Here is a 16,595-nt window from a genome sequence, read left to right as displayed (position 1 = left end):
AACTGCCGATTTCGGATCGCGGATTGCCCGTTGCGAATGGCCGCCTTCGGAGGCCGTGCGCGCTGCACAATCCGCCGTCGCGCAGTCCGCAATCTCCAGGCCATCACATGCAGCGAAGCAACATCATCCGGCAATCCCTTTTGTTCCTGGCCGTGGGCACGTGGGTCTTCATGCTCCTGTCGCTGGGCAGTTTTCACACCAGCGACTGGCCGAGCCATCAGGTTTATCCGTATCCGCCGATCCGCAATCTGTGCGGCGCGGTGGGCGCGTACGTGGCGTACTACTGCTTCCTGGCGCTGGGTCAGGGGGTGTTCCCCATTCTGTTTTTCACCGGCGTGTGTTTGGCGCTGGTGCTGTTCCGCAACCGCGTGGGCGACCTGTGGCTGCGTGCGGTGGGATTGCTGCTGTTGAGCATCGCCTTCGCCGCGATCATCCATCACATCCGCCCGGGGTCCAGCACGGCGTTGCCTGAAGGTCACGGCGGAATCGTGGGCATCGGCATGAGCACCTGGCTTCAGGCGCACTTTAACGTCTGGGGCACGCGGCTGATCCTGCTGACGGCGATGCTGATCGGCCTGCTGCTGGCGGCGGACGAGCTGGTGCTGCGGACGCCCGGGGTCGTCCGCGAGACCTTCGGGCAGGTTCGCCAGCACGTGCCTGCGCTGTCAAGATGGCGGCTGATGGCGATCCCCAGGCTGCCTTCGTTGCCGAAGTTCGTCACTCGCGATGCCTTGAGCGCATCGAAGAACGCGGGCGGCGGCCGAAACCAGCCCGGCAAACCAGCCAAACGCAGCATCGAGCCGCTGACGCCACCGGTGGGAGGACTGGATGAGCAGGAGGATGAGCACAACGACGAGCCGATCGAGCTGAAGTACGACCATGACGAGGCGGTAACGGCGGCGACGGATACGGCGCACATGGACGAGTCCGACCCGGCCCCCAGCGAAGCGGCCGCCGTGCCCGCGCCCGAGCAGTCGGAATCGGCTGAAGCGTCGTCGCAGCCGATTCGAAAGGACATCATCGTTCGGCTGCCGAACACGATCAAACCGCGGCAGGTTTCGCCGCCGCCTCCCCCCCCGCCGCCCAAGGAGCTGGGTGAATACCACCTGCCGCCGTGGGACTGTCTGGCCGACGCCGAGCACGGCTTTGCCGAGGTGCAGGAGAAGTTCGTGCGCGAGAAGGCGGCGGTGCTGGAGCAGGCGTTGCGCGAGTTCAACATCGACGCGCACGTGGTCGAGATCGACACCGGGCCGGTGATCACCGTCTACGAGCTGAGCCTGGCGCCCGGGGTGAAGGTCGGGGCGATCAGCTCGCTGGCCAGCGACATCCAGCGGGCGCTGAAGGCCGAGACGATTCGGATTGTGGCGCCGATTCCGGGCAAGAGCACGGTGGGGATCGAAGTGCCCAACGAGCAGAAGGAGAAGGTGCGTCTGAAAGAGCTGATGCAGATCGCCCCGGAAGCGACGAGCAAGATGATGATTCCGCTTTTTCTGGGCAAGGACTCCAGCGGCGCCCCGCTGATCGACGACCTGACGCGGATGCCGCACTGCCTGATCGCCGGCACCACCGGAAGCGGCAAGTCGGTGTGCATCAACTCGATCATCATGTCGATCATGTATCACCAGCGCCCGGACATGGTGAAGCTGATCCTGGTGGATCCGAAGGTGGTGGAAATGGCCCCGTTCAAGGAGATCCCGCACCTGATGTGCCCGGTGATCAACGAGGCCGCCCGCGCCACCAGCGTGCTGGAATGGGCCTGCCAGAAGATGGACGAGCGCTACGAGTACCTTGCCGAGGCCGGGGTAAGGAACATCAAGGGGTACAACAGTCTGACGCAGGAGGAGCTGATCGAGCGATTCAAGCCGGAATCTCCGGAGGAAGAGGCGCGGATCCCCAAGAAGCTGCCGTATATCGTGATCATCGTGGACGAGCTGGCGGACCTGATGATGACCAGCGGCAAGGAGGTCGAGGCGCACATCGTGCGGCTGGCACAAAAGGCGCGCGCGGTAGGCATTCACCTGATTCTGGCGACACAGCGTCCGCAGGCAACGGTGGTGACGGGACTGATCAAGGCGAACATGCCGGCGAAGATCGCGTTCCGCGTGGCCAGCAAGATGGACAGCCGCATCGTGCTGGACATGAACGGAGCCGAGGTGCTGCTGGGGCAGGGCGACATGCTGTACCTGCCCGCCGGTGCCAGCAAGCCGATCCGCGCGCAGGGCACGTACATCGACGACCGCGAGATTCGCGAGAGCGTTCGGATCGTTCGCGATTCGGCCGAGCAGCAGTTCGAGCCGGAGCTGGTGCAGATCCGGGCGGCCAGCTCCGTGGACGATGAAGCGACCAAGGATGAGCTGTTCGATCAGGCGGTTCGGGTGGTTCTGGAGACGCGCCGCGGATCGGTGTCGCTGCTTCAGCGTCGGCTGACGATCGGGTACAGCCGGGCATCTCGGCTGATCGAGGCGATGGCGGCGGCGGGCATCGTCGGCGACTACAAAGGCTCGCAGGCGCGCGAGGCGCTGATCACCCTGGAAGAGTGGGAGGCGATGAAGCAGCAGCAACAGGCCGACGCCCAGGACGGCATGACCGTCTGAGGCGGGTGCGTCGCCACGGCATCGGCCCGGCGGCGGCGTGCGACGGATCGGCCGGCGGACCCGTGGTCAGTTCCAGAGGATCAGCCCCGGCTCGAATGGCGTGGCCATGTCCGGGTGTCCGGGCACAACCCGCACCGCAAAGCCCTGCCGCCCGCTGGTGCGGCACTCGATCGTGCCGGTGAACAGGTGCCGGTTGGCGCCCATCTGCCGCGAATGCTGCATCGGCAACACCTGAGGCTCGTCGATCTCGCCGGAGGGGGTGATCCGCCCGGCGTAAAGCTGCACGGCGATCTCCCTGGGATCCAGATCCGGCAGGTCCAGCAGGGCTTCGACCTGCACCTTGTCGCCGACCTTGTAGTGGCCGTTGCCGCTGGTGTGCACGCCCACGACCTTGATGCTGTCCCACTTGGCACGGTAGCGGTCCTTGGCACGTGCCAGCTCGATCGCCCGCCGCAGGTTTTCCTGCCCCAGCGCCTGCCCACGGAGATAGGCGGGAATGTAGAACTTTTCGGCATACTCGCGCACCATGCGGTTGGTGTTGAACACCGGGGCGAGCTTGCGCATCGAGTTCTTCATCCGCGCGATCCACTCCCGCGGGAAGTTGTCCACCGAGCGGTCGTAGAACAGCGGAACGATCTGCTTTTCCAGGATGTCGTAAAGGGCCTGGCTCTCGACGTGATCCTGATATCCGGCGTCGGGATAGATTTCGCCATGACCGATCGCCCAGCCGACATCGGGCGAATAGGCTTCGACCCACCAGCCGTCGAGGATGGAGCAGTTGAGCACGCCATTGACGGCCGCCTTCATGCCGCTGGTGCCGGAGGCCTCGTAGGGCCTGCGCGGGGTGTTCAGCCACACGTCCACGCCCTGGACCAGGTAGCGGGCGACGTTCATGTCATAGTTCTCGATGAACACGAACCGCCGACGGATCGCCGGATCACGGGCGAAGTTGACGATCGCCTTGATCAGCTCCTTTCCCTCGTGGTCGGCCGGATGCGCCTTGCCGGAGAAGACGAACTGAATAGGCCGCTTGGTGTCTTCCAGGAGCTTTCGCAGCCGGGCCGGATCGCGCAGCAGCAGCGCGCCCCGCTTGTAGGTTGCGAAGCGTCGGGCGAATCCGATAGTCAGCGCCTCGGGATCGAGCACTTCCTCGGCAAGTTGCACTTCCTCGTAGCTTGCGCCGCGTCGGATGAGCTGTTCCTTGAGCGTCTGGCGCACCCAGCCAACCAGCCGCTCCCGCCCGCGCTCGTGGGCTCGCCACAGCTCCTCGTCGGGGATCGAGTTCACGCCCTCCCAGACGCTGTGATCCGTCGGATCGCTCATCCACGCGTCGCCGAGGTAGCGATCCAGCACATAGCTGATGTCCGGGGACAGCCAGGTACGCGTGTGGATGCCGTTGGTCACGTGGTCGATGGGGATCTCCGACACCGGCACGCCCGGCCAGAGGTTGTGCCACATCTTCCTGGAGACCTCGCCATGGAGCTTGGAGACGGCGTTGTGGTGGTCGGCCAGGCGGATCGCCAGCACCGCCATCGAGAACCCCTGCTTTTTGTTGGCCACATCCTCCCGCCCAAGCGCCAGGAATCCCTCCTCGTCGAGCTTGAGGCTGGGGATGTAGCTGCGGAAGTACTTGAGCATCAGCTCCGGCGAGAAGAAGTCGATGCCCGCCGGCACCGGCGTGTGGGTGGTGAAGATGTTGGTGGCCATCACCTGCTGGCGGGCTTCGTCGAAGGTCAGGGCGTTGTTGGCTTCGATCAGGACGCGGATGCGTTCCAGAGCCAAAAAGGCGCTGTGTCCTTCGTTCATGTGGAAGACGGTGGGGCTGATGCCCAGTGCCTCCAGTGCCCGCACGCCACCGATGCCCAGCACGATCTCCTGCTTGATGCGCATCTCCGACCCCCCGCCGTACAGACGCGCGGTGATGTCGCGGTCGGCCGGGGCGTTTTCCGTCAGGTTGGTGTCCAGGAGGTAGAGCGGGACCCGACCGACATTGGCTCGCCAGACCTTGCAGTAAACCGCGTTCTCGGGAAGGTCCACGCGCACCTGGACGGGCGTGCCGTCGGTGTATCGCAGCGGCTCGATCGGAAGGTTGTAGAAGTCCAGTTCCGGATAGCTTTCCTGCTGCCAGCCGTCGGCCGACAGATACTGCTGGAAGTACCCGTTGCGGTACAGAAGCCCCACGCCAACCAGGGGCAGGCCGATTTCGCTGGCGCTTTTGAGATGATCGCCCGCCAGTACCCCCAGCCCGCCGGAGTAGATCGGCAGCGACTCATGCAGACCGAACTCGGCCGAAAAGTACGCCACCAGAAGCTTCTTTTTGTCCGGATGGTTTTTGTGGAACCAGCCGTGCTCCTCAAGGTGAAGCTTGAAAGCGGCATAGACGCGCTTGAGGTGGGCGATATAGCCGTCGTCCTCGGCGGCGGCGGCGAGCTTGGCCTGCGAGATCGAGCCCAGCAGCTTCACGGGGTTGTGGTGGACTTCATCCCAGAGCTTGCGATCCAGCCTGCGGAACAGTTCCACCGCGTCCGGGTGCCATACCCACCACAGGTTGCGCGCCAACTCCAACAGCGGCGTCAGCGGCTGGGGAATGTCCGGAAACACCTGAAACGTCCGAATCGTCGGCGGACTGATCTGTGCCATCGCAATTTCCCAAATGTTGCGTATCAACAGGTAGACCCTGCCCGGCAAGGCCCCTGCAATCGTTGCCCCTCACTATATTTCGACCAAATTGCCTGGTCGATAAAGTTTATCCCTTCCCGCCCCTCTCGTGCAGCCCGATTTGCCTGCACAGGAATGATATGTGCTGCACCTGAGTCTCATCCACTGCTGCCAGGGCGCCAAGGATCGCCCCTTGCAGCCCAATACGCCCGCAGCCTGCAATCTGGATCACAATACTGGCAGAACCTTTCATCCTGAAACGCCGCGCCAATGATCGGCGTCAGTTAAGCCCAGAGGGACCGGTCGCCAGCCGATTCCCAGTAGCCTCCCGAGCCGGCCGAAACGACAATCGCGTCTCAGACGACTCGTCCCGCGGTGAACACATGCCCCCCCCCGACAATGGAGTTTCCCATGCGCCCGCCCGCTCAGCTCATTCAGGCATTGACTGTTGGCCGCAACAGATTGCCGCTGGCGATTACCGCGCCGGCCGCCGTCGAAATGCTCGAGCCGCGCCGGCTGCTCAGTCGGATCGCGTTTCCCGCTCCGACCTATCGCATCGATCGGGAGGTCCGCAGCATCGCCTCGGCGGACTTTGACCGCAACGGAACTGTCGATCTGGCGATTCCCGCCGGAGTCATGTTCGGACGCGCCGACGGCACATTCGCCGAGATCGTGAGCTTCGGCGTTACTGGACCTGGGCGATGCCGTCACCGCCGCCGACTTCAACGGCGACGGCAACACCGACCTTGCCATGAACAGCATCCGCAACGGCACGATCGCGGCCCTGCTTAATCACGGAGACGGAACGTTCGCACAGGCACAGAGCTATGACGCCGGCTACGAGCCGCGATCGATAGCAACTGGTGACTTCAACGGCGACCAGAAAATCGATCTGACGGTGGTGAACAAGTGGAGCCGCAGTGCAATGGTCCTGTTGAACAGGGGAGATGGCACGTTTGGCCCCGGCGCAAGCTATGACACCGGGCTGTATCCGCTTGCCGTCACGGCGGCAGATGTGAACGGCGACCGCCTGGATGATCTGGCGGTCCTGACCGGCCGCGTCGGAGGATTCCTTCGGGTGCTGTTGAACAGGGGCGACGCCACCTTCGCCCCACCAACCGGTTTTGCGGTTGGCGGCACTTCCGGTGACGACATCGACATTGCCGCCGCCGACGGATACCACTACCACATGTTTTGGGCCTACGACAGCAAGAACTTCAGTTACGTGCGGAAGACGTTCCGGTTTTGATCGAGGGTTCACATGACCAAACGCTGGATGTCACCTTTCGCGCGTCATCAAACAAAGACTCCCGGCCCCTTAGAATCTCCCAAGCGGTCATTTTGGGAAGTGACCGAGTGACCCCTTTACGACCCCGACCTCGGCTTCTCGGCCCGGTCTTTCGTGGCCGATCTGGCCAGGTCTTCCAAGTATCGCGCATACGCCGCGTCCACCAACTTGTCGCCAAACTTCTCCCTCGCTCGCGACACTCTCATAGGGGAACGAAATTCGTCGTGCCGCGATTGTCCCGCATAGTAGATCGCATCCTCCGTCATCTTGCCGACCAGCGCTCTTCCCGCCTCATCCGAATCTCGATGCTTCTTCTTCAAATACCATGGACGCACCGGAGAGCTCTTTTTCACCAGGCGAAGCGCCGCCAGATACATCCAGTAGCGCACCCGCGCTGCTGCCGCGTTTGGAGATTTTCAGCTTTCCCTGGTACATGCCGCTGGAGCGCTCGATGAGGTTCAGGCCCATCGCCTTCACGTAGGCGGCGGCGCAGTGATAGTTGCCCGGGTCGCCCAGATAGGTGAACAGCACACAGGCGGTGACGTTGCCGACGGCGCCATAAGCCTTCTACCCAACCTTACGCCGCCCAGGGTGCTGGATGCTTCGTTTGATCCTGCCCGGCGAGAGCTGCGCTTCGTGTTCAACTGGGATGTATCCTCAAGCCTGTCGCGGCAAAGCCTGGAACTGACGAATCTTTCAATGCATCGGCCGATTCATGTCAGGCACTACAGTTACGACAGATCAAGCAATACTGCGGTCTTCACGCTGCATCCGTTATCACCAGTCGGGCAATACCGCGCGACGCTCCGCGCCGCGCCGGCCAGACGCGGATTGCCACCACCCAGGAGGCGATTGTCCAGCTTCTGGCCATCTGAGCGGATGGCCATTGAAGTGATCCCATCGCAGTGGAACACCGCCCGCCGCTCAGGTGTGGGCTTCGATGCGTTTGACGTAGAACAACGAATCGGTAGCGCGCTGTCCCACGAAGTGCAGGCTCAGCGGATACTTCAGCTTGCACGCCCGGTAGTACTCGAAGATCCGCTCGCCATGCTTGAACTGGCGATTCAGGTTTTCGTTGATCTGGTCGGTCAATTCCGGTGGGATGTAGCGCTGGCGGTCGTAGTCCCAGTTGGGATCGATCCGAACCAGCAGGTGCGCTTCATCCCAGTCGATCGGGTAGCCGTGGATGTACCCTTCGCCGCTGCCGGGCGTGTAGAACCAGAAACACAGGAAGCGGTCTTTCCAGACGGTGCTGGTGGCGTTGTCGGCGCCGGTGATCAGCCGCGCATGCGAAGTGCGGATTGCCTGTCCACTCAGCGGTTTGCAGACCCAGACTTTGCGCTCGCGACAGTCGTACAGCCCCACGTGCGGATATTTGCCGTTGAATTTTTCAGTGCAGAGTCTGGAGTTTACCCGCGCATGCGCCGCGGCCTGGGTCGTCGGCTCCTGCTGCGGTCGCGCTTCGCGACGCTTTGAAAATCCGAACATCGCCGGATGTCCTTGATCATCTGCTCAATCTGCGCGGTTGTGTCAACAGCATAGGGCAGTGCCGCAGCGGGAGCAAATGAAGGCATTCCGGAAAAGACTCCCGACCCCTTAATTTAAGGGGTCGGGAGTCTTTTCTCGTGCACAAGCTCGAAATTGCACTGGCGGGATTCGATCTGCCCGCTGGCGTCGGTCTTGATCGACCCGTTGGGCACGTACGAAATCAACACGTGATCCGATGAAAACGACGCATCCTCGAACCCGGCGGCGGCGAGCTGCTCGGCATGCCGCGCCATCACACGCGCCGCCGTCGATGCGTCGATGATCCCCTTGGTCCGCGCACGCGTCACATCGATCGGTGTCCACAGACGCACGTCGTCCGGCGCCTCATCATCCTCCAGCCCACGCCAGTAGCCCCAGATCGTGACATAGTCGTGCCCCATGGGCATGACCGGCATTCCCGCTGGCGAGAGCACGTGCCTCATCCGCTCAAAACGCCGGCGATCCTGAATCGCCCCGCTGACGTGTCCGGGGCTGGCAGTCATGTAGATCGCACGCGGGTAGATCGTCTTGCACCCGCGACTGGCCATCTTCAACGCCAATGCGAACTCCTCGAACGGGCTGTTGTAGCCCAGTTGAAGAATCCGTCGATACTGCGGATCCTCCAGTCGTCCCACCGGCAACTCGCCCACACGCGACACCTTCCACACCAGATGGATGCGATCCTTGGTCTGTGCGTAATACGTCTGGCCCCGCTCGCTGAGCTTCACCTGCTGCATCGTCCGCCAGCGCTCCGGCAGGAAGTATCCGAACAGCTCCGGGTCGTTGCCGACCACCCAAAGCGTCCCCCCGGTGCTCTGGGCGCGCCCGAATACGTAGCTGACACCCAGCACCTTCGCCGGCTTCAGTCCGCTGCCGAACTGGGCGGACGGTCGCGGGTAAAACCGCTGCTTCTGGCGGATCAGGTACTCGCGGCGACGCGCCGCCTGCACCGAGTCCTCATAGTCCGCCGTCCGCGACAGCAGCTCGTAATCAACCAGCGCATACGCGATGCTCCCGTCGCGGCGACGCAGGATCTTCCCGTCCCTGATCCGCAGGATCAGGTGGGTCGGCTTGTGATCCGCCACCACAAATCCCTTGGCCGCCAGTTCACGGTCTACGCGCAGCGTCAGCTCCTTCAGCTCGCGTTGTCTGGCCTCCAGCGTCGGGGCGCACATGGCAAACGCCTCGATCGCGTTGTACCCGTCGATCCACTGATACAGCATGATGTACGAGCGCAGCACATCGATCTCCACCCCGGGGTGTCGCGCCATGCGTGCCAGAATCTTCTCCCGCGAGCGACCGGTCTGCCACATCTGCATCTGTTCCGGCGGCACGTAAATCGCCAGCGGCTTTTGCGTGAGAATGCGCAGGCTGGCCGGTCCATGCTCGCCGCGCCGCAACTCCTCCAGCCGGGCAAACTCCTCAAAGGGTGTGTTGAACTCCGCGTCGATGTTGCGTTGAAGCGCGAAGGTATCCAGGGCCACATCCTGCCCCACTCGAGACCATTTGACGACCAGATCGATGCTGTCGGGCCCCGGCCGCCGGCCCGCTGCGGCGGTTGCGGCGCCAGGCGTCATGTCCCGCCGGTCGCCTGTCCCGGATCGATCATCCATCGTCTGGCCATCCAGCGGTCGCGTGGGAAGCCGATAGACTGTGCCCGTGCCCGCCAGACGCTGTCGATGCTGCTTGAACCATTGCGGCTCGTACCAGTTGCGGGGGTCCAGATGCCTCACAAACGGCACGCCACGCTCGGTGAGGTACAGATCCCCCCCGTCCGCGGTCGGGATGTGCACGTAGTTGACCCCGAGAATCCGCAGGAACGTGGCATCGGGGTGCAGCGCCGTCAGGTCGATCGTCCGCCGCAACCCCCGCGGCCAAAGCTCTTCCGACAACGGCGCCGAGCCGCCCAGGTTGGTTGGCCAGGCCACGGACATACCACTATCATCGGATTTTCAAGTCCTTCTTCAATGCGGCAGGCGACAGCATCCCGCCGGCTGGATCGTCCGTGAGCCAGCACACTCACTGGCGGTCTGCCTTGCAGGAACCTGCCTTAACGCAAAAAAAACGCTCGAGGTGGCAATCTCGGGGAAACACGCACCCTGCGCAAACCGTAACAGTCAAACAGCCTGGGCTACCAAAGCGGGCGCTATCAGCGGACTTTATCAGCGCTCGGAGATTCACAACATCGGCTTACAACATTCAAGGATGCGGCAACATGCTTGAACACCTCGAGTCGCGCACCCTGCTGGTCGCAACCAGTGTCCCGATCTCAGACCCCACCGAATTCGTCGCCACCGCCGACTTCAATGCCGACGGTCGCGCCGATGCCGTCACCACCAGCTACGCCGCGCAGAAGCTGCACGTGCTGCTCGGCAACGGCAGCGGCGGCTTTGCCTCACAGACCACCGTTCAACTTTCGGTCAGTCCAGACCACGTCGCCGCGGCGGATCTCAATGGTGATTCAAAGCTGGACCTGATCACGACCCAATTCGAGGCCGGCACCGTTGGCGTGATGTTGGGCAACGGCAACGGGAGCTTTCAGTCGCCAGTGTATTACCCGGCTGGCAGCGGCAGCCGCGCCGTCGTCCCCGCAGACTTCGACAATGATGGCCGCATCGACCTGGTCACCGCCAAGTCATACCAGCCGACGCTTACCTTCCTGAAGGGCAATGGCGGCGGCGGATTCGCTTCGCCCGTGAATACGGCGTTGTCGATCATTCCCACCGACCTGACCGCCGCGGACTTCAACGCCGACGGAAAGCTGGACCTGGCGGCAGTGGACTATCACAAGGATCAGCTTGCTGTCCTCTATGGTAACGGAAATGGCACGTTCCAAACGCCGTTGCTTCGGTCCACAGGCGCCGGACCGGCTTCGGTCGCGGCGGCCGACCTCAACGCCGACGGCCGGCCAGACCTGGTCACCTCGAACTGGCTGGCCGACAGCTTCACGGTCGTGCTGAACAGCGGCAGCTCATGGAGCTCGCCCAACGACGTCTCGACCGGCGCCGGAAGCGCCCCAGCCTATATCGCCGTCGCCGATTTCGACGCTGACGGCCGAGCCGACGTGATGACCGCCAACAGCGGATCGGCCTCTGTCGCCGTGTTCACCGGTCGAAACGACGGCACGTTCAATCCGCCGCAGAACCAGAGCCTGATCGATGCGATCAACACCAATCCCGTTCCGCGCGCGATCGCAGTTGCCGACTTCAATGCCAACGGTCAGCCGGATGCCCTGATCACCAACGAAGCCGCGCCGATCCTTTCGCTGGTGAGCATCGCCGCGACCAATCCGCAGCCGGAGATCACCGTGCTGGGCAACGGGATCGAAATCGCCGACGGCGACACGACGCCCTCCGCCGCTGACGGGACCGACTTCGGCAGCATCCTCCAGGGCGGCGCCAACGTCGATCGCACGTTCACCGTCCGCAACGACGGCGGTGCATCGCTGACGCTGGGAAGCCTCAGCCTGCCCGGTGGTTACACGTTGATCGAAGCTCTTGCCACCACCTTGGCGCCGGGCGCGTCCGACACCTTCACGGTGCGGCTGGCCAGTGGCACCAGCGGCACGTTCGCCGGCGATCTCAGCTTCGCCACCAACGATGCAAACGAAAACCCCTTCAACTTCCGCATCAGCGGCTCGGTGACTGCCGCCGCTGCCCCAAGCGTGCTCTGGTCCGCCTACAACGTCGATGCCAGGCCGATGAGCCTCCGTTTCGCCTTTTCAACGGATGTCTCGGCCAGCCTTTCCAGCAGCGATCTGGTGCTGCGTAATCTCACCACAGGCGCGACCGTCAGCTCCTCGGCCATCGCCGTCGCCTACGACCGCTCGACCAACATCGCGACGTTCACCTTCCCCGGATATGCCAATGGCATTGTGCCCAACGGCGACTATCAGGCCACACTCGTTGCCTCCGGCGTGACCGACAGCTCTGGCGCCCGGCTCAGCGCCGATGCGGTTCAGAGCTTCTTTTTCCTCAATGGCGACGCGACGCGCGATCGAAAGGTCAACATCCGCGATCTGTACGTCTACACAATGAACCGCGGGCAGTCCCCACGCGTGTTCACCCAGGGCGACTTCAACTACGATGGCATCGTCAACACTGCTGATCACGAGATCCTGGTTCAAAACTGGCAGAGGACGCTGAACACCACGGCCAGCGGGCTGGTCGCCGCCTACGCCTTTGAGGAGTCCAGCGGAAACAGCGTGCAAGATTCCTCGGGTATGGGCAATGTGGGCACCATCAGCGGCGCCACGCGGACCACGGCGGGGAAAAACGGCGCGGCCCTTGTGTTCGATGGTGTCAACGACTGGGTCACCATCGCCGATTCATCGTCCCTGGACCTGACCACCGCGATGACCCTGCAAGCCTGGGTCTTGCCCACCAGCTCCACCGGCAAACAGGATGTCATCATCAAGGAAGGCGTCGGCACCGAAATGTACAACCTGTACGCGCGCAGCGACAACGGCGGTCCCGAGGCCAATGTCCATGTCAATGGCGCCAACCGGATGGCCGAAGGCGCCGCCCTGCCGCTCAACACCTGGTCGCACCTGGCCGCCACGTACGACGGCGCTACCCTGCGACTGTTCGTCAACGGCGCATTGTCGGCGAGCCTGGCGGTGGCCGGGACGATCACGACCTCCGATGGGGCGCTGCGCATCGGCGGCAACAGCCTCTGGGGAGAATTCTTTGCCGGACGCATCGATGATGTGCGGATCTACAATCGCGCGTTGTCGGTTTCGGAGATTCAGGCCGACATGAACAGTCCGGTGCCCTCTCCCGCCGCGCTTCAAACCATGGCCACCGACTTCACCGCCGCCCCGCCCGAGTTGCCGACCCGGCCGGATCTGCAACCATCGCGCCTGTTCAGTTCCATCGGCATCTTCTCCGATGATGCCCCCACTACGGATAACCTGTTGCCCGAGTCGTCCTGAGCAATCCCCGATGAAGTCGATGATGGGCCGTACAGGGCTCGAACCTGTGACCTCTTCCTTGTAAGGGAAGCGCTCTGGCCAACTGAGCTAACGGCCCGGGGTGGTTGGATCGCCCGCCACGGCGCAAGCGTCGCCGCAGGCACTGCACTATAGCGTATCCAATCTGTCGGCATCATTCCACAGGGACCTTGACGACGACCTTTCGCACGGGCGAAGGCTGGTCATTGCGGGCCACGCAGGGCATGTGCACGTCGTGCGGCATGAAGATCGCGAAGCTGCCGGCCGGAAGCTCGATCAACTGCCCCGCCGCCTCGAAGACCGCATAGTCCTTCTGCGGATCGTAGGGTTGAGTGATGCTCGCCTGCCGGATCGGCGACCAGCCGATCAGCTCGACGCCCGACTGCACGAACTGCACATCAATGCGCTGGCGGTGGGCTTCCCAGAAGCACTGCTGGCGCGGTTTGGTGTTGTACTGCTGCACGATCGCGTAAAGCCCGTCGTCCAGCTCATGCCGCCCCAGCGCAAGCTGCGCCGTCTGCGGCCGCAGCAAAAACCTCAGCGCCGCAGCGATCCCCGGCGAAAGACCAAAATAATGCTGTGCATTGTCCAGCGCGTCCAGGATCATGAGTCAGGCTCCATGCTCGTGATGCCAAGCAGCATACCCGATTGCCCACGGTGCGTCCCGCGCGTATCCTGCCGGCTCATGCGAATCATCCGATTCATCTCCGGCAGCAGGATCCATTACGGGCAGATGATTGACGAGTTTTCAGCCCGGCGGATCGAGGGCGAGCTGTTTTCCGGCGAGTATCGCGTCACTTCCGATGTGCTGAAGATCGAGAAGCTCCTGGCGCCACTGGTGCCGACGGACATCCTGTGCATCGGGCTGAATTACCGCAACCACGCCGCCGAGAGCAAGTCCGAAATCCCCAGAATCCCGATGCTGTTCATCAAGGCATCGGGAACCTTGAACAACCCCGGCGATCCGATCCTCATCCCCCGCCGAAGCTCGCAGATCGACTACGAGGCGGAATTGTGCGTGGTCATCGGCAAGGCGGCCAAGAACGTCTCGCGGGAGCGGGCTTTGGATTATGTTTTCGGATACACCTGTGCCAACGACGTTTCGGCGCGCGACTGGCAGCGGCAGAAGGAGCTTGGCGGCGGGCAGTTCGCGCGGGGCAAGAGCTTTGACACGTTCTGTCCATTGGGTCCGTGGATCGTCACCAGAGACGAGATACCCAATCCCAACAGCCTGCGGATTCGCTGCATCCTCAACGGACAGACGATGCAGGACCACACAACCGCTGACATGATCTTTGATGTGCCGACGCTGATCGAGTCGTTGTCGAGCACGCTGACGCTTCGGCCAGGCGCGGTGATCCTCACCGGCACGCCGCACGGCGTGGGCTTTGCGCGCACCCCGCCGGTGTGGCTCAAGCCCGGCGACCGCGTCGTGGTCGAGATCGAAGGTATCGGCAGGCTCGAGAACCCCGTCCAGGCCGAACCGGACTGAAGCCGCCAGCGCCCGAACATTACCGGAGGGGGTTCCTGCTTGCGTCTTCTTCGTTCGTCCACCGTTGGCGTCAGTACTGCGACTGAAACACCGCCTTGCTCATGAAGACAAGGCCAAGGCTGAGCATCATCACCAGCCCCACGCCGCAGCCGTAGCCGGCGAAGAAGACGACCCGATACTGCGGCCAGTTCGTGCCGAACTTTTTGGCGAAATAGTAGCGGCCAAGCAGCGCGCCGATGAACTGCGGGAGGATCACATCCGGCGTGGCCTGGTCCATCCCGCGGATCACGCCATAGACCATGAGCACCGGCAGGCCGAAGAAGCTCATCGTCGCGTAGGTGATCAGCGCCAGCGCCAGCCCGATGCCCAGGTACACGAACGAGAATGCCTGCGCGAACGGCCCGTGCTCGCCGCCGGGCATCGTGCTGGTGTACATCAGCCCCTGGCGGTAGGCGTTAAGCTCCCAGAACTTTTCGGCGTAGGGAAAGGCGCTGCTGGGCACCGGCGCGATCCGCCAGATGAACTGGCTGAACACCACCGTCGCGACAAGCACGATCGGGAAGACAAACGCCTCGGCCTTGACCATCGACCAGATCTTCGTGCCGGTCAGCTCGGTGGTGCGGAAATAGAGCGTCTGGGCGCCGTAGTTGTGCAGCGGGAACGGCGCGAACCAGATGGCCGCGCCCTGGTAGCCGGTGAGGATGAACGTCGCCTCGCGCACGAACGGAATCTGCACGCTCATGCCGACGATGCCTTCCATGCGGGCCGAGACATAGCTGATGATCGGCGTGTAGACAAAGCCGTAGAAGACGAAGACCAGCAGCAGGGTTTTGGTGACGGGGCTGGCTGCCGCGGGGTTGGTGCGGTGGGCATGCTCGAGCAGCAGGTAGGCGGTGAGGATCGTGATCGTCGTGACGGTGAGATAGATAGCGATGGCGACCCAGATGGAGATGTCGCCGCGACCTTCCGGCGGGCGGAACAGCCGCCGCCACTCGATCCCCGCAACCCCCTGCTCGGTCGCGCCGCGCCTGGCGCGCACCAGCCCGCTGATCACGTGGTAGAAGCCGATGATCGCGATGGCGGCGGTGAGTCCCAGCCCGAAGCTGAAGTAGAAATCGAGCGTGTTGCTCTGGATGGTTCGGATGGCGCCGATGCCGGTGGACCAGTTCTTGAGGATACCGTAGTGGTAGAGGATGGGATTGGCGATGGTGCACAGGACCAGTCCGACGAAGCTGCCGACCATCGCCCAGAACGGCAGCACCATGCCCGCCAGCACGAAGCCGAGGTTGAAGCTGAGGATCATGGGCACGGCGGGCAGGAAGTCTTCGGTGTTTTCGGTCAGATCCTTGAAGGGTAGCGGGAAGATGCTGATCGGCTCGGGCAGGTAGGCGCCGGTGATGGCTGGAAGCGCAAGGTACACGACCGCGAAGACCATCCCGAGCATGGCGCCGAAGCTGAAGACCCGCCAGCGCCAGGTCTCCTGCCCGCCGGATGCGTCCGCCAGCGCGGTAATCCCCTGCGCATTGACCGGCGCCATGGGGAAAGGCAGGCGTTCGACGTCGCTGGTCAGGCGGTACATCACGTAGCCCAGGCCGAAGTGGTCGGCGCGCTGGAGGAGCTGGGCCAGCGCCATCAGCGCGATCGGCACATACCAGGCCGGATGAAAGAATGAGCGCGTGCCCAGCACATCGGGCGACGAGGGCGCCACCCAGGTCGGAATCTTGTCGGCCAGACCGAATTGCCGGAACGATTCGCTTTGAACCAGGAACTGGTTCCACAGCAGCCCCGAGCCGCTGACCAGGCTGGCGCCGGCCATGTAGTACAAAACGTAGATTTCCGGTCGGGAAAGGACGGTGAAGGCGCGGCGGGCGACCTCGATAAAAAGGATGACCGTCACCCACTGCGCCGCCGAGCCCATCGACCCCCCGCCGACGACCAGATCCATGTACATGCTCGCCGGGGTCATGATCATCCCGACGAACAGCCCGCCGATCATGGCCTTGATGCCAAAGCCATCCTCCCACTTGTCCGGCGGGGGCATGAGTTCGCGAAATTGTCTGAGTTCGGCGTCTTCTTTCATGTTCT

General features: G+C 63.1%; 10 protein-coding genes, 1 tRNA gene and 1 pseudogene. 5 read left to right on the top strand and 7 right to left on the bottom strand.

What is annotated here, in order from left to right; genetic code table 11:
* Positions 1-107: 107 nt before the first annotated feature.
* Positions 108-2,594 carry a DNA translocase FtsK gene (locus tag ACQS5P_RS19700; protein ID WP_428938326.1) on the top strand — a complete coding sequence of 829 codons (2,487 nt, stop codon included), beginning with the start codon at positions 108-110 and terminating at the stop codon, positions 2,592-2,594.
* Between the two features lie 66 nt (positions 2,595-2,660).
* Here the strand turns inward: ACQS5P_RS19700 and glgP are convergent, their stop codons facing one another.
* Entirely contained in the window at positions 2,661-5,234 is a 2,574-nt protein-coding gene (gene glgP / locus ACQS5P_RS19695; RefSeq protein ID WP_428938325.1) for an alpha-glucan family phosphorylase, read from the bottom strand.
* A gap of 429 nt (positions 5,235-5,663) precedes the next feature.
* Here glgP and ACQS5P_RS19690 point away from each other — a divergent pair, with 429 nt between their 5' ends.
* A complete protein-coding gene (locus tag ACQS5P_RS19690) occupies positions 5,664-6,044 on the top strand; it encodes a hypothetical protein (protein ID WP_428938324.1) in 381 nt (126 codons plus the stop codon).
* A complete protein-coding gene (locus tag ACQS5P_RS19685) occupies positions 6,004-6,501 on the top strand; it encodes an FG-GAP repeat domain-containing protein (protein ID WP_428938323.1) in 498 nt (165 codons plus the stop codon). Before ACQS5P_RS19690 ends, ACQS5P_RS19685 begins: the two co-directional genes overlap by 41 nt.
* Positions 6,502-6,831: 330 nt before the next feature.
* Here ACQS5P_RS19685 and ACQS5P_RS19680 read toward each other — a convergent pair.
* From ACQS5P_RS19680 to ACQS5P_RS19670, 3 genes and pseudogenes are all read right to left on the bottom strand, one after another.
* Positions 6,832-7,080: pseudogene (locus tag ACQS5P_RS19680) on the bottom strand (transposase); the annotation flags it as partial.
* Between the two features lie 384 nt (positions 7,081-7,464).
* Positions 7,465-8,028 carry a hypothetical protein gene (locus tag ACQS5P_RS19675; protein WP_428938322.1) on the bottom strand — a complete coding sequence of 188 codons (564 nt, stop codon included), beginning with the start codon at positions 8,026-8,028 and terminating at the stop codon, positions 7,465-7,467.
* 113 nt (positions 8,029-8,141) lie between these two features.
* Entirely contained in the window at positions 8,142-10,001 is a 1,860-nt protein-coding gene (locus ACQS5P_RS19670) for a hypothetical protein (protein WP_428938321.1), read from the bottom strand.
* 281 nt (positions 10,002-10,282) lie between these two features.
* Here ACQS5P_RS19670 and ACQS5P_RS19665 point away from each other — a divergent pair, with 281 nt between their 5' ends.
* A complete protein-coding gene (locus tag ACQS5P_RS19665; protein ID WP_428938320.1) occupies positions 10,283-13,000 on the top strand; it encodes an FG-GAP-like repeat-containing protein in 2,718 nt (905 codons plus the stop codon).
* Between the two features lie 23 nt (positions 13,001-13,023).
* On the opposite strand, the gene ACQS5P_RS19660 is transcribed toward ACQS5P_RS19665, so the two are convergent.
* Together ACQS5P_RS19660 and ACQS5P_RS19655 are read right to left on the bottom strand one after the other, a co-directional pair.
* Positions 13,024-13,097 (bottom strand) — tRNA-Val (locus ACQS5P_RS19660).
* Between the two features lie 75 nt (positions 13,098-13,172).
* The gene (locus tag ACQS5P_RS19655; RefSeq protein WP_428938319.1) at positions 13,173-13,625 is read right to left on the bottom strand and encodes a YhcH/YjgK/YiaL family protein; all 453 of its coding nucleotides are present in this window, start codon (positions 13,623-13,625) and stop codon (positions 13,173-13,175) included.
* A 78-nt stretch (positions 13,626-13,703) separates the two neighbouring features.
* On the opposite strand from ACQS5P_RS19655, the gene ACQS5P_RS19650 reads away from it, so the two are divergent.
* Entirely contained in the window at positions 13,704-14,510 is an 807-nt protein-coding gene (locus ACQS5P_RS19650; protein ID WP_428938318.1) for a fumarylacetoacetate hydrolase family protein, read from the top strand.
* Positions 14,511-14,580: 70 nt separating this feature from the next.
* Here the strand turns inward: ACQS5P_RS19650 and ACQS5P_RS19645 are convergent, their stop codons facing one another.
* Complete coding sequence (locus tag ACQS5P_RS19645; protein WP_428938317.1) at positions 14,581-16,590, bottom strand: peptide transporter; 2,010 nt, start codon at positions 16,588-16,590, stop codon at positions 14,581-14,583.
* Positions 16,591-16,595 lie beyond the last annotated feature (5 nt).

It is taken from the genome of Fontivita pretiosa (assembly GCF_050410795.1).
GTDB lineage: Bacteria > Planctomycetota > Phycisphaerae > Tepidisphaerales > Tepidisphaeraceae > Fontivita > Fontivita pretiosa.
This window is presented reverse-complemented; position numbering and strand designations above follow the sequence as displayed.